We start from the raw sequence: 12,792 nt of genomic DNA, 5'->3' as shown, positions 1-12,792 counted from the left end.
CCCATCCCTCTCTATCCGTTCAGCGGCAAAAGCCCTGTCATAAGCAGAAGCGGGAATACAATGAGCCAGCTGTCACACCGGTCCAATACACCACCGTGTCCCGGCAAAAGTGTACCCGTATCTTTTATGCCTCTTACACGCTTATAGGCCGATTGAATCAAGTCGCCGAATTGTCCGGCTACGGCAGCTATCACGCCGATGAGCAGCGCGCGCCACACACTGATAACATCAGGCGCGAAGAGCGCGAACAGAAGCGCGACGATAACTGCAAGAACCGCCCCGCCGAGCGATCCTTCAACCGTTTTATTGGGACTGATTGACGGCCACAGCTTATGTTTGCCGATTGCTTTCCCAGTAAAATAAGCGCCAATATCCGAAGACCAGATGGCAGCGAATGCCATTAACGTTGTCAGCAGTCCGTGCACTTCGCCATTGCGTACGGCAAACATCGCATAAAAGCCATAGCCGATATACAAGGAGCCGAGCAGCATTAAGGCCGCGCCATCGATCGTCATTGCATTTTTAGTAACAACCGTAACTGCCAGCAGCAAAAACATTAGCAGCCACAGCATATGTACGGCAGACGGCTCGCCAATGCCAAGCTCACGCCACGGCACAAGCATAACCAGCATTCCGGCAAAACCGAGCAATGAAGCCGGATGCGTCCATTTCAATCCATTCATTCTGACGTATTCCGCATAGCCGATCAGTGCCAGTAACAAAATCAAGCCATAATAATACCACTGTCCAACAATTGTTAAGCCAATAAAAATTACGCCGCCGATCGCTCCCGTTACGATTCGCTGTTTCACTTTTGTCCGACACACTCCAAATCAATCTGTGGCTGCGCTACAGACCGCCATAGCGGCGCGCTCTGCGCTGGTATTCCCGCACAGCTTCATGAAAATGATCTTCCGTAAACTCAGGCCAATAGACGTCCGTAAACCATAGCTCGCTGTATGCGCACTGCCACAGCATAAAATTGCTCAGCCTCAGCTCGCCGCTCGTTCTGATAAGCAAATCCGGGTCGGGAATCTCTGCACTGAGCAATTTCGCAGACAAATCTTTTTCTTCGATATCTTGTGGATTCAGACTGCCCTCGCGCGCCGATTCGGCAAGCTGCCTGACAGCTTCTATCATTTCTTTACGGCTGCCGTAATTCAACGCAAAATTAAGCACCAGCCCTGTATTATGCGCTGTTTTTTCAACGGCCTCTTCGACAGCCGACAACGTATGACCAGGCAGTTCGCTTTTATATCCCATCATGCGCACCTGCACGTTTTTCTCGATCAGCTCATCCAATTCAATGGACAAAAACTCTTGCGGCAGTTTCATCAAAAATTCCACTTCCGCCTTCGGTCTCTTCCAATTTTCCGTGGAAAAGGCGTAGAGCGTTAAATATTTGACGCCCAGTCGGTCAGCGGCGACCGTGATGCGCTTGACCGCCTTCATTCCCGCATGATGCCCTGCAACACGGGGCAACCCCCGGCTCTGCGCCCATCGTCCGTTGCCGTCCATGATGATCGCGATATGCTGCGGTACATTGTCGGTCTCTAGAAGCGTCCTGGACTCTTTTGGCCTGCTGCCAAACAATGCCTTCAACCGCTGTAACATGCGCCTACCTCCCACCGCTCGCTAGCGTCAATTTATGCAACAAACCCCACCTGTCGGAGGGGCCGGTGAGCGTGCATTATACTTCCATAATCTCTTTTTCTTTAGCTGCCAATACTTTGTCTACTTCAGCAGTGAACTTGTCTGTCGACTTCTGAATATCATCCTGGTGACGGCGAGATTCATCTTCTGAAATGTCCGTTTTTTCCAGTTTTTTAATATCATCATTCGCATCGCGCCGAATGTTGCGGATGGCTACCTTTGCTTCTTCGCCAAATTTACGCGTCAATTTGACCAATTCAGCGCGGCGCTCTTCCGTAAGTGCAGGAATCGACAGCCGGATGATCGTGCCATCGTTGGATGGTGTCAGGCCGAGATCCGATTTGAGAATTGCTTTCTCGATCGCAGCCAGCGAGGACTTGTCCCAAGGCTGAATAATAAGCGTACGCGGATCGGGCGTATTGATATTAGCCAGCTGATTGACAGGAGTCATCGCACCATAATACTCTACCTCTACGCGATCAAGCAGCGCTGGTGTTGCCCGTCCAGCACGTAAAGTAACCAAATCGCGCTTCAAAGCGCCAATCGCTTTTTCCATGCGTTCTTCTGCATTTTTTTTAATCGATTGCGGCATTATTCTGCACTTCCTTTCACAATTGTTCCGATTTTTTCGCCCAGCACAACGCGCTTGATGTTGCCTTTCTCCGTAATCGAGAAGACGACAAGCGGTATATCGTTATCCATACATAATGATGAAGCCGTCGAATCCATGACACCCAGATTCCGGTTTAATACTTCAAGATAAGTGAGCATTTCGAACTTTTCTGCTGTAGCATCCTTGAATGGGTCGGCGGAGTATACGCCATCCACTTTGTTTTTCGCCATCAGAATGACTTCAGCTTCTATCTCGGCCGCGCGCAGCGCTGCCGTTGTATCCGTCGAGAAATACGGATTGCCTGTACCCGCTGCAAAAATGACTACGCGCCCTTTTTCCAAATGGCGAATGGCCCGGCGGCGAATATAAGGCTCAGCTATTTGCTGCATCGCAATCGACGATTGCACACGTGTCGGCACATCGATTTGCTCCAGCGCGTCCTGCAGCGCGAGCGAGTTCATAACAGTAGCCAACATGCCCATATAGTCAGCCGTTGCCCGGTCGATGCCTTTTGCCGTCCCAGCAATACCACGCCAGATATTGCCCCCGCCAACGACGATCGCCACTTCGACGTTTAACTCGACTACTTCTTTAACCTGCTCTGCAATCGAAGAAATAACGGCCGCATCAATACCATAACCATTATTACCGGATAACGATTCGCCGCTTACTTTTAACACGATGCGCTTGAATACGGGAGTTTGCAACGTGGTTTCCCTCCATCTCAGCCCTCTGAACGGGCGCTTCTATATTGTGTATGCTCAATGATGAAAAATTCGACTTTATTTGAACGCGTACTTTATGGTCCTGTTAGAACAAAAGGCGGGGCGGACGCCCCGCCCCGCCTAGCGCGTCGGATTAAAGCTTAGCTTGGGACATAACTTCTTCAACGAAGTTGTCCACTTTTTTCTCCAAGCCTTCGCCCAGTTCGTAACGAACAAAGCGACGGATCGAGATGTTTTCGCCGATTGTGCTGATTTTTTCGTTAACCAGCATCTGGACGGTTTTGTCCGGATCTTTAATGAAAGGCTGCTCCAGCAAGCAGAACTCTTCATAGTATTTGCCCAGGCGGCCTTCAACCATTTTTTCAACGATTTTTTCAGGCTTGCCTTCATTCAGCGCTTGAGCTCGCAAAATTTCGCGTTCTTTTTCCAGCTCTTCCTGGGAAACCTCTTCGCGGCTAACGAATTTAGGGCTTGCTGCAGCGATTTGCATCGCGACGTCACGAGCAAAGTCTTTGAATTGATCCGTTTTTGCTACAAAGTCTGTTTCGCAGTTGATTTCAACAAGCACGCCAATGCGGCCGCCTGCATGAATGTAGGATTCTACAACGCCTTCCGTTGCGACACGGCCAGCTTTGTTGGCCGCTGCAGCCAGGCCTTTCTCGCGCAACAGCTCAGCAGCTTTAGTCAGATCTCCGTTCGCTTCTTCCAGCGCTTTTTTGCAATCCAGCATACCTGCGCCTGTTTTTTCACGCAATTCTTTTACTGCACTCGCATTAACTGCCATAATAAAGAAACCTCCCGATTGAATTCGTATGTGTACATTCGAAAAAAGGGCGGTGAGAGGTTAATAAACCTTCTGACCACCCTTTGAAAAGCTTATAAGCTGTGTATAAGGTAAAACTTATACTTCCTTATATTTTTAACGACTTAGGCTGTCGTTTGCTCTCCTTGGTTCGCCTCGACAATTGCGTCAGCCATTTTCGACGTAAGCAATTTAACTGCACGAATTGCATCGTCGTTACCTGGGATAACGTAGTCGATTTCGTCCGGATCGCAGTTCGTATCTACGATACCTACGATTGGGATGCCCAATTTGCGAGCTTCTGCAACAGCGATACGCTCTTTGCGAGGATCGATGATGAACAGTGCGCTTGGCAGTTGTTTCATGCCTTTGATGCCGCCAAGGAATTTCTCCAGGCGGTCTTTCTCCTTGCGGAGAATAATAACTTCCTTCTTAGGCAGCACGTTGAAAGTGCCGTCTTCTTCCCATTGCTCCAGCGTACGCAGACGCTCGATACGCTTTTGGATTGTTTGGAAGTTAGTCAGAGTGCCGCCCAGCCAGCGTTGGTTGATATAGAAATTGCCGCAGCGCTCAGCTTCTTCTTTAACTGAGTCTTGAGCTTGTTTCTTAGTACCAACAAACAGTACTGTGCCGCCTTCTTCAGCCAAAGAGCGTACAAAGTTGTAAGCTTCTTCAACTTTCTTGACCGTTTTTTGCAGGTCGATAATGTAAATGCCGTTCCGTTCAGTGAAGATATAACGATCCATCTTAGGGTTCCAACGACGAGTCTGGTGACCGAAGTGTACCCCAGCTTCAAGCAGCTGCTTCATGGAAATAACCGCCATCTCCACAACACCTCCCAAATGGTTTTTTGTGTTATCCTCCGCTGACGTCATTTTCCGCCAAAACTCCAGCCTGGCTGAAGCACCCTTGACGAAATTAATCAGCGTGTGTTTTTAACACCGTCAATTACTATACCATATCTGCCATCCTGGCGCAACAAACAGCCTGCTAAATAATGTGATATTTCTGCGCATTTCTTAAGGTTTGTCCTTTATGGCGCTATCTTGGCTTTTTTCCGCCGCAGAAGGCGGGCCGGCGGGCTGCTTCCCTTTCTGCTCGCGCTCAGCTTTCGCGCCTTCCAATGCCAAATAGCCCGTGCGGGCATTGGTGCTCCGCATCAGGTTTTTAAGTGACTGCAGATCTTCAAGCTTCTTTCGCTCCTCTTCCGGATCGGCTGCCGGCTCCTGGCTCCGGGGAGCAGCATCGGCCTCCTCCTTCGTATTAGGAGGCGGGGAGGCGGGACTTTCCGCAGCAGGTTCGGCCGTTTTTTTCGGCTTAACGGCAGACGCCGGCTCGGCAGCGGTTTCCTTCTCCGGCTTCACCGACGCTTCAGGCGTTTGCGGTGCTGCCGGCGGCTTGCTTCCCGCCTCCTCTTCCGTTTCCGTTTGCTGCCGCGGAGGCTGCACGGCTTCAGGCTTACTCGGCGTATTCGGCGCTTTGGGAGAGACAGGCTTTCTGGCTTGCTCCTCCTCCAGCTTCTTGCGCTCCTCCGCCACCCGCTGATCCAGCTCCTCCTGCGAGTAGATTTTATCCGCAGATTGTTCTGCTCCCGGCCGCTCAGGCTGTTCCATCTGCTCATGTCCAATATTCATCAGCTGCAGCAGCAGGGCTCCTATAATGACACCAATGCCCAGCCCCGTCAAAAATGGCTTTCTATTCATCGTACCTCCATTTCCTCCTGCCTGGACAGCTGCAAAATAAGCTGAACCTCGCCTTTGTTCATCGCCAGCTTTTTGGCAATGGCCTCCACCGATTTCCCACTGTCATGGAGCACGAATAATTGCTCATAACGCGTCCTAATCGACTGCTTCGGCTTTACCGGCTCCATTCCGGCTTCAGCGGCATGAATCGCTTCAGCATTTGCATTCGCATGTGCAGCGGACACAGCAAGGCTGCTCCCTTCCTGTTCCTTCTGCTCCAGCCTCCGCAGCAATTCAGCTGATATTTGCTCCAGCTCGGCGCAGCGGCGCTCCAGCTCGGCAATCCGCTTCTCCTTCGCTGCAGCTTGCTCCTGCTCCTTTTGCTGCGCTTTCTGTACCAGCTCAACCAAGTCGCGATTGTCAGACTCCATATTTTCCATAAATTGCTCCAGTGCAATCTCCATATTTCGCATCGACTGCTTCGGCGGCTCATTTTCGGCCGCAGACTTCCGTCTTGGCATAATCAAGGCAAATACGAGAATAACCGCTCCGAGCAACGCAACCATAACGACTGGTTGTTCCATGTAGCTCCCCCGCTTTTATAACGAAATATCAATATGCTTTCCTTTATAAGGATGCGTACAATTATGCTGCTCCGGCGTGCTGCCGTCCGCATTGTCCCGGGAAGCCCGCTTTCTCTCCTGATTGCGCGAGCGGCCTTCCTGATGCGGCCGCTCCCGAATGTTCAGCTCGCTGCTCTTTTCTACCGCCTCATTTTGAGAGCGCTTCAACTCCGTCTCTTTTGCAGCATCAGCCGCCATTTTCGTTTGATCCGCTACCGGCTTCTGCAATGCCTGGTTGTGCAGCGCGCCCGCTTCAGGCGTTCGCGGAATTGACGCTTGCAAATCAATCGAGTGATAGGGCATCTCAATCCCTCCTGCATGAAACCTCGTGTCACTACAAGGTTATTAGTAATAAGCAGACATCGCAATATCGCCTTCCGCAAAGTGGAAAACAACGCGCTGTGTCGGATCTTTTACGAAACGGGTATTCCGCCCGATCATAATTTTTGTACCGCCATATACGGTATTGATTACCACTACCTTGGCTGCATCAATCCGATCGAGCGATTTTTCGATCTCAAGCATCCGCTCACGGGCGACAGCCAGTTCCTCGGCGGATTGCCGTTTGGTCGCTGTCAGCTTGACCCGAAGCGCCAGCCGATCAGGCGTCAATTGTCCTGCGGCGGCGAGCTGATCAAGAAGAACGAGCGCCTTTTCGGTTTTCTCCAGATTGTCGCTTACCGTTCGTATTTCCTGACGAAGCTCAAGCAGCTCCTGACGAAGCTCCGGCTTTACTCCCACCTCGATTGTCGTCGTTGTCGACATCGTATTGCCGACCGTGCGTGCAGACACACTTTCGCCCGCCTGCACTGTACCGCCGACAATCAAGCCCTTGGCTCCATTGCATATGACATGTCTGCCGGCCCGTACTTGTGAATGCATAATGCTTTGCGTTACGATTATATCTTCGCTTGCCGTCACATTGCCGTCCTGAATAAAAGAGCTTTTGACATTTTTTCCGGCCCGTACAACACCTTTATTGGCAGCCAAAATTCCGCCTGTCACTTCTACGGATCCGTCTGCCGTCAATTCGGCTCCTTCCACTCCGCCAATAACGCGAATGTCTCCTGATGCGCGAATCCGGAATCCGTTCAACACATTGCCGCGGACAACGACAGTACCGACAAAATCGATATTCCCTACTTTGTAATCCACATCGCCGTTCACTTCGTAAATTGGAAAAACATTAATCTTGCTTTTGTCAGTCAATGTAATCATGCCGTCAATCGCCGCATAAAGAGCTGTCTTCTCCGGATTAAGCACAACATTTTTTCCAAGCTTAAAGTAAGCTTCCTTCCCTCTTTTGGCGGGCAATTCTTCGCCTGTAACCAGCCTCCCGGGCTGGCCTTCGGCTGCAGCGACTTTTTCTGCAATCAGCTGTCCGCGCATCACATTTTTCAATTGGGAAATTTCCTTGAAATCGACCTTTCCGTCTTCCGTCTCCTGTGGGCGTAAAGCTTTATCGTGCAGATTATAGACATATTTAATGCTGCCATCCTCGCCTGTCCGGGGGAGCATTCCTTGCGCTATCTTAGTCTGGCTTTGAAAATACGCTTTTGGATTTTCGGCGATTTTTTGCAATAACTCCTGATCGATCCCGAATAGGACCCCTCGCAGCTTAATCAATGCCTCCAATTGCTCAAGTGTACACGAAAACTCATCGTCCCGGGTGTGAAACTGCAAATACGCCGCCATTTTATCTTGAGACAAGCCAATTGTAATACTATTTTCTAATGAGCCGGAAGTCGTCACTTTATTCCCTCCTTTCTATTTTATTAATGCTGCATCAGCTGATCTTTTTGTTTGTCCAGCGCCCCTCGCAATCTTGATATCGCTTTGGAATGAAGCTGGGAGATGCGCGAAGGCGATAACGACATCACTTCGGCAATTTCACTTAGCGATAATTCCTCATAATAAAATAATGAAATAACAGTGCGTTCTTTAGCTGTCAGCCGTTCAATCCCGCGTACAAGCGATTCCTTTAAAAAGAACTCATGCACCTTATAATCCGGGTTTTTCGCTTTTTCATCAATTAACAGCGATAACCGCGTCTCCGACTCTTCTTCGCGAATCGGGTCCTCGAGCGAGCATACTGTTGTAACGGCAATCTCCTGCAGCATGTTGCGAAAATCTTTTTCTGTTACATCCAAATAGGCACTCATCTCCGCATCCGTGACTGTACGCAAATATTGCTGCTCTAGATGCTGATAAGCCTCTTCGATTTTTTTTGTTTTTTCACGTACAGATCGTGGAACCCAGTCCCCTTGACGGAGCCCATCGATAATCGCGCCGCGGATACGCCACGAGGCGTAAGTTTCAAATTGAAGGCCGCGCTGATAATCAAACTTTTCAATCGCGTCGATCAGTCCCATCACGCCATTGCTTGCCAAGTCGTCCCGGGAGACGTTTTTTGGCAGGCCGCTCGCCATCCGGTTGCTTACATAATCGACCAATGTCAAGTAATTTTCAATCAGACGTTTTTTGGCCTCAATATCCCCTTCTTCTTTCCACTTCTGCCAAACTTCCAAATTAGACAGATGAGGCGTCTTCGGCTCGATCATCATCTATTCACCCTCCTGTCAGGTGACGCACGGCTTTAGCCATTTCTTCCGGTTCCCGTTTTGCTTTTGAAAAAAGCTGTTCCGGCTGCAATGGCTTAAATTCAACTGCTTTGCCCGGCACCTGTGAAAGTTCTTCTTCCATACGCGGTTTCAGCAATGCTCCCAGATCCTCTTCTTCCTCCGGAGTCGTCAGGTCGACTACGCTGCCTTTTGTCCCAAGCTCGGGCTCGTCCTCCTGCCGTTCTTCTTCAAATGCCTGCTGCGGATTGACAATTGCCGCCAAAATGATACGAAAGATGTAGGCGATAGCAAAAAATGCAATAAATGCGTAGACGCTTCGCAGCATCGCCAGAGCAAACCCGTTACTATTCCAAGCAAATATCGCCGTCAATATTGCTCCACATAGTCCGAATGCTATATTCAGACGCCACGATCCGATCATCCTTTAAATCTCCTTTACTCCAAACTGAACGCTGCGAATGACAAGCACGCCGCTTAAGCTGTCAAACTCAACTGTTCGTCCATAGCTGCCCCCAGTGTCTTCACCGAATACAGGAATCTCATACAGCGATAATATCTGTTTGCAGGACTCGACATTGCGCGGGCCGATCCGCATGGCGTCGCTTTGCGCCGAAAAAGCAAACATTTGCGCGCCGCCGGCCATTTTTGCGATCATTTTTTTCTGGTTGGCACCGGCTTCGACCATTTTGCCAATCAGATCCGGAATCGCCGTATCCGCATACTTCGCAATATTAAACGTACTGTCCCGGGCAATGCCCGAAGTAGGCAGCATCACATGTGCCAGGCCAGCAATATGATTCTGCTCATCGAACAGCGCAAGTCCTACACAGGAGCCTAGTCCTGTCGTTTTCAGCACAGCTCCGCCGCTTGCGATATTCAAATCTGCCATCCCTACTTTTACCAGTTGCTGCTGCATCATTCGGATGCCACTCCCAAAGCATTAAAGATTGTATCGAACGACTCCGGATCAGGAATGAAGAAAAAGTGGCCCGCAAACGATTCTCTGCCTTCCAGAAACGTGGTGTCTATCAATAATGCCGAATCTCCCATCTCACCGGATTGCACCAGTCCATAGCTCAATATGGCGCCGGCCATATCAACTGCCGTAGCCGGTACTGTAGGCAGCATCGCTAGTCTGGTGAAATCGGCAAGCGAGGATAAGTACGAGCCTCCCAAAATGTTCCCGATTTCAGCAAGGGCGGAGTTTTCCATCTCCGTGTACGGGATGCGCTCACCGGCATCCGCCGCGAGCAGGCTGCCCAACAGCTTTTTTACCGCCTCCTGCTGAATGAGGAAAAACATATTGCCTGGCGCTTCGCCTTCTACCCGCATATAGATTGCAGCGACGACCTGCTCAAAGCCGCCGACCTTGTCGGCAATCTGTTCGAACGGCATAATATTGACGCTCGGCACCTTCATATCTACCGGTTTGTCCAATAACCGCGATAATGCCGTAGCGGCATTGCCGGCCCCAATATTGCCTACTTCCTTCAGCACATCAAGCTTGAAGCCTTCCAGACGATTTAGTGGGTTGCTCACGATTTTAATCCTCGATCTGCTCAAGCTGAATAATTTCGTTTTTGTTCAATACTTCGGACAAATTAAGCATGATGAGCAGTCGGTTTTCGCCAATCCTAGCAACGCCGTGTAAATATTTAGCCCTTATGCCGCCGACAACCTCCGGCGGGGAGTCGATGCTGTCGCGGTCAAGATCGATGACATCATTAGCTGCATCGACGATGAAGCCGACCTCCAAATCGCCAACAGCAACAATAATGATGCGCGTGTTCTCTGTTGGCTCCGTTTCTTCAAGGCCAAAGCGGCCGCGCAAATCGATAATAGGCAGAACGACGCCGCGCAAATTAATGACGCCTTTCACAAATGCAGGTGTTTTCGGAACGCGCGTTATCGGGCTCATGCGTTCGATCGTGCGAACTTTGTCAACCTCGATTCCATACTCCTCTTGCCCCAGGCCGAAGACGATCACTTTCATTTCTTCTCCCACAACTGATCCCTCCTTATTTAATCAAAGCATTCGGATCAATAATTAACGCTACCTGTCCGTCGCCCAGAATAGTCGCCCCCGAAACGGCTTCGATATTAGTCAAATATTTGCCCAATGATTTTAATACGATATCGCTCTGTCCGATAAATTCATCGACCGTCACTGCAGCTAGCTTATCGCCTTTACGGATGACAAGAATTTCTGTCTCCGGCTCGCCGCTCTCATCGAAGGAAGTCGAGTCCAGCACCTGGCTCAGCGATACTACCGGGATAACCGAGCCCCGGAAATCCATCATCCTTGCTCCATGCACAGTGCGGATTTGCTCTTGGCGCATGATGCCCGTTTCTACGATAGAAGAGAGCGGAATCGCATACTTCTCATCGCCCAGCTTAATCAGCATCGCCGAAATGATCGATAATGTGAGCGGCAGCTGAATGGAGAAGCATGAGCCTTTTCCTTCAGCCGAATGTACGGTTACGTGACCGCCGAGGGAAGCTATTTTTGTCTTCACGACATCGAGCCCGACCCCCCTGCCGGATATGTCTGAAACTTTATCGGCTGTACTGAATCCAGGCGCGAAGATCAGCATATTAATTTCCTGCTCGGTCAGCCGCTTCGCTTCGTCTGCTGTTACAACGCCATTTTTAATCGCAATTTGCTTCACTTTCTCCTTGTTAATGCCGCGGCCGTCATCTTCAATTTCAATAAAGACATGGTTGCCGCTGTGAAAAGCGCGCAAATGTACGGTCCCTGTCTCACTCTTGCCTGCAGCGATCCGGTCTGCAACCGGCTCTACGCCATGATCCAGCGAGTTGCGCAGCAAGTGGACAAGCGGATCTCCAATCTCGTCAATAACCGTCCGGTCAAGCTCAGTCTCGGCGCCGGTAATGACCAAGTCTATTTTTTTGTCCAATGACTTTGCAATGTCCCGAACCATGCGGGGGAAACGATTGAAAACCGACTCCACCGGCACCATTCGCAATTTCAGTACAAGGTTTTGCAAATCGCTGCTCACGCGCGACATATGCTCGACCGTTTCGATCAGGTCGTTATTTTTAAGCTCTGATGCCAGTTGTTCCAAGCGTACGCGGTCAATCAACAGCTCGCTGAACAAATTCATTAATCCGTCAAGCCGCTCAATATCAACCCGAATCGTCCGCGATACCGGAGCAGCTTGCCCGCCCGCGGCAGGCTTTTGCGCCCTGGCCGCAGCCTTCTCCTCCTTCGCTGCTTCGCCGCCCGCTGGAGCCGCAGCAGGTGCCGAAGCGCTGGCCGCAGCCGTCTGCTCGCCAGCCTGCTGCCCCGCCATAATGCCGAGTTGTCCCAGCGTTTCGCGATCCAGCGGTGTGACGACAACGGATTCAACTTCCGACACGGCAGCGATTCCTTGCTCCAACTGCTCCTGGCTTACAGAAGAAATCGTAAAGACAACGAAGCTGCGGTCAAATTTTTCCTGTTCGATTTCTTGAACGCTAGGCTGCGATTTCACAACCTCGCCGCTGCGCTCCAAAAAATCGAAAACCATGTAAGCGCGGGCCGCTTTCAAAATACAATCCTCGCGCAGCGCAACCTGGGTGTAAAAGACGGAGTGCCCCGCTTCAATAGATTGCAGCAGTACAGAGGTTTGAAACTCATCCAGCAAGGCGGTTTCCGCCTGCCCGCCTGCAGCCGCACTAGCGCCCGCTGCGGCAGGAGCCGGCGATGCCTGCTCATTTTTCAGATGCTCTCCTTTGAATATGGACTGCAGCGAGGCAATAATTGCAGAAACATCAGCCTGGCCGGTGCCGCCGCCGATAATATCCTGCACCATTCCTTCGAGTGCATCCAGCCCTTTAAACAGCGTATCAAAAATAAAGCTGTCCATCTTTAATTTGCTATTGCGCACAAGGTCGAGTACATTTTCCATCTCATGCGTCAATGAGGCCAAATCTTCAAAGCCCATCGTCGCCGACATGCCCTTCAATGTATGAGCCGAACGGAAAATGTTTTGTACAATCGTTAAGTCTTCCGGATTACCCTCAAGCTGCAGCAAATTTTCGTTCAAGGACTGCAAATGATCGTTAGACTCGTCAATAAACATTGACAGATAATCGCTCATATCCACGTC

General features: G+C 50.5%; 16 protein-coding genes. All 16 read right to left on the bottom strand.

All coding sequences use genetic code 11. From position 1 onward, the window contains the following. Positions 1-11: 11 nt before the first annotated feature. The 16 genes from ACFQ0N_RS05200 to ACFQ0N_RS05125 all read right to left on the bottom strand — a co-directional run bounded on the left by ACFQ0N_RS05200 (position 12) and on the right by ACFQ0N_RS05125 (position 12,789). Positions 12-812, bottom strand: a complete 801-nt coding sequence (locus ACFQ0N_RS05200) for a phosphatidate cytidylyltransferase (protein WP_379323523.1) — start codon at positions 810-812, stop codon at positions 12-14. 37 nt (positions 813-849) lie between these two features. Continuing rightward, positions 850-1,614 (bottom strand): undecaprenyl pyrophosphate synthase, encoded by a 765-nt coding sequence (locus ACFQ0N_RS05195; RefSeq protein WP_379323521.1) that lies wholly within the window; start codon positions 1,612-1,614, stop codon positions 850-852. A gap of 76 nt (positions 1,615-1,690) precedes the next feature. Further along, on the bottom strand, positions 1,691-2,245 hold the full coding sequence (frr, locus tag ACFQ0N_RS05190) for a ribosome recycling factor (protein WP_379323519.1): 555 nt from the start codon (positions 2,243-2,245) through the stop codon (positions 1,691-1,693). After that, a complete protein-coding gene (gene pyrH, locus ACFQ0N_RS05185; RefSeq protein ID WP_379323517.1) occupies positions 2,245-2,973 on the bottom strand; it encodes a UMP kinase in 729 nt (242 codons plus the stop codon). The genes frr and pyrH overlap by 1 nt, the downstream gene beginning before the upstream one ends. Before the next feature lie 151 nt (positions 2,974-3,124). After that, complete coding sequence (gene tsf, locus ACFQ0N_RS05180) at positions 3,125-3,775, bottom strand: translation elongation factor Ts (protein ID WP_379323515.1); 651 nt, start codon at positions 3,773-3,775, stop codon at positions 3,125-3,127. A gap of 143 nt (positions 3,776-3,918) precedes the next feature. Continuing rightward, the gene (rpsB, locus tag ACFQ0N_RS05175; protein WP_379323513.1) at positions 3,919-4,617 is read right to left on the bottom strand and encodes a 30S ribosomal protein S2; all 699 of its coding nucleotides are present in this window, start codon (positions 4,615-4,617) and stop codon (positions 3,919-3,921) included. Between the two features lie 195 nt (positions 4,618-4,812). Then, the gene (locus ACFQ0N_RS05170; protein ID WP_379323511.1) at positions 4,813-5,496 is read right to left on the bottom strand and encodes a hypothetical protein; all 684 of its coding nucleotides are present in this window, start codon (positions 5,494-5,496) and stop codon (positions 4,813-4,815) included. Then, positions 5,493-6,059, bottom strand: coding sequence for a hypothetical protein (locus ACFQ0N_RS05165; protein WP_379323509.1), 567 nt, complete (start codon positions 6,057-6,059; stop codon positions 5,493-5,495). Before ACFQ0N_RS05165 ends, ACFQ0N_RS05170 begins: the two co-directional genes overlap by 4 nt. Positions 6,060-6,074: 15 nt before the next feature. Next, a complete protein-coding gene (locus ACFQ0N_RS05160; RefSeq protein WP_379323507.1) occupies positions 6,075-6,401 on the bottom strand; it encodes a hypothetical protein in 327 nt (108 codons plus the stop codon). Between the two features lie 42 nt (positions 6,402-6,443). After that, positions 6,444-7,850 (bottom strand): flagellar assembly protein A, encoded by a 1,407-nt coding sequence (locus ACFQ0N_RS05155; protein WP_379323505.1) that lies wholly within the window; start codon positions 7,848-7,850, stop codon positions 6,444-6,446. Between the two features lie 23 nt (positions 7,851-7,873). After that, positions 7,874-8,659: a FliA/WhiG family RNA polymerase sigma factor gene (locus tag ACFQ0N_RS05150; RefSeq protein ID WP_379324271.1), complete on the bottom strand. Its 786-nt coding sequence runs from the start codon at positions 8,657-8,659 to the stop codon at positions 7,874-7,876. A gap of 7 nt (positions 8,660-8,666) precedes the next feature. Beyond that, positions 8,667-9,101 (bottom strand): hypothetical protein, encoded by a 435-nt coding sequence (locus ACFQ0N_RS05145; RefSeq protein WP_379323503.1) that lies wholly within the window; start codon positions 9,099-9,101, stop codon positions 8,667-8,669. A 3-nt stretch (positions 9,102-9,104) separates the two neighbouring features. Then, positions 9,105-9,599: a chemotaxis protein CheD gene (locus tag ACFQ0N_RS05140; protein ID WP_379323501.1), complete on the bottom strand. Its 495-nt coding sequence runs from the start codon at positions 9,597-9,599 to the stop codon at positions 9,105-9,107. Next, complete coding sequence (locus tag ACFQ0N_RS05135; RefSeq protein ID WP_379323499.1) at positions 9,596-10,219, bottom strand: chemotaxis protein CheC; 624 nt, start codon at positions 10,217-10,219, stop codon at positions 9,596-9,598. Before ACFQ0N_RS05135 ends, ACFQ0N_RS05140 begins: the two co-directional genes overlap by 4 nt. Before the next feature lie 4 nt (positions 10,220-10,223). Next, positions 10,224-10,685 (bottom strand): chemotaxis protein CheW, encoded by a 462-nt coding sequence (locus ACFQ0N_RS05130; protein ID WP_379323497.1) that lies wholly within the window; start codon positions 10,683-10,685, stop codon positions 10,224-10,226. A gap of 13 nt (positions 10,686-10,698) precedes the next feature. Next, positions 10,699-12,789 (bottom strand): chemotaxis protein CheW, encoded by a 2,091-nt coding sequence (locus ACFQ0N_RS05125; RefSeq protein ID WP_379323495.1) that lies wholly within the window; start codon positions 12,787-12,789, stop codon positions 10,699-10,701. Positions 12,790-12,792: the final 3 nt, after the last annotated feature.

The sequence above is a fragment of the Paenibacillus sp. GCM10027626 genome, from assembly GCF_042676285.1.
In the GTDB taxonomy this organism is placed as follows: Bacteria; Bacillota; Bacilli; order Paenibacillales; family Paenibacillaceae; genus Paenibacillus_Z.
Note: the sequence above shows the minus strand (reverse complement) of the source record. Positions and strands in the feature narration are given on the sequence as shown.

Bases quoted from the DNA above. Each gene is read 5' to 3' on its own strand.
- rpsB (WP_379323513.1), bottom strand. From the start codon at position 4,617: ATGGCGGTTATTTCCATGAAGCAGCTGCTTGAAGCTGGGGTACACTTC.
- ACFQ0N_RS05150 (WP_379324271.1), bottom strand. From the start codon at position 8,659: ATGATCGAGCCGAAGACGCCTCATCTGTCTAATTTGGAAGTTTGGCAG.
- ACFQ0N_RS05160 (WP_379323507.1), bottom strand. From the start codon at position 6,401: ATGCCCTATCACTCGATTGATTTGCAAGCGTCAATTCCGCGAACGCCT.
- ACFQ0N_RS05195 (WP_379323521.1), bottom strand. From the start codon at position 1,614: ATGTTACAGCGGTTGAAGGCATTGTTTGGCAGCAGGCCAAAAGAGTCC.
- ACFQ0N_RS05165 (WP_379323509.1), bottom strand. From the start codon at position 6,059: ATGGAACAACCAGTCGTTATGGTTGCGTTGCTCGGAGCGGTTATTCTC.
- ACFQ0N_RS05145 (WP_379323503.1), bottom strand. From the start codon at position 9,101: ATGATCGGATCGTGGCGTCTGAATATAGCATTCGGACTATGTGGAGCA.
- frr (WP_379323519.1), bottom strand. From the start codon at position 2,245: ATGCCGCAATCGATTAAAAAAAATGCAGAAGAACGCATGGAAAAAGCG.
- tsf (WP_379323515.1), bottom strand. From the start codon at position 3,775: ATGGCAGTTAATGCGAGTGCAGTAAAAGAATTGCGTGAAAAAACAGGC.
- ACFQ0N_RS05140 (WP_379323501.1), bottom strand. From the start codon at position 9,599: ATGATGCAGCAGCAACTGGTAAAAGTAGGGATGGCAGATTTGAATATC.
- ACFQ0N_RS05170 (WP_379323511.1), bottom strand. From the start codon at position 5,496: ATGAATAGAAAGCCATTTTTGACGGGGCTGGGCATTGGTGTCATTATA.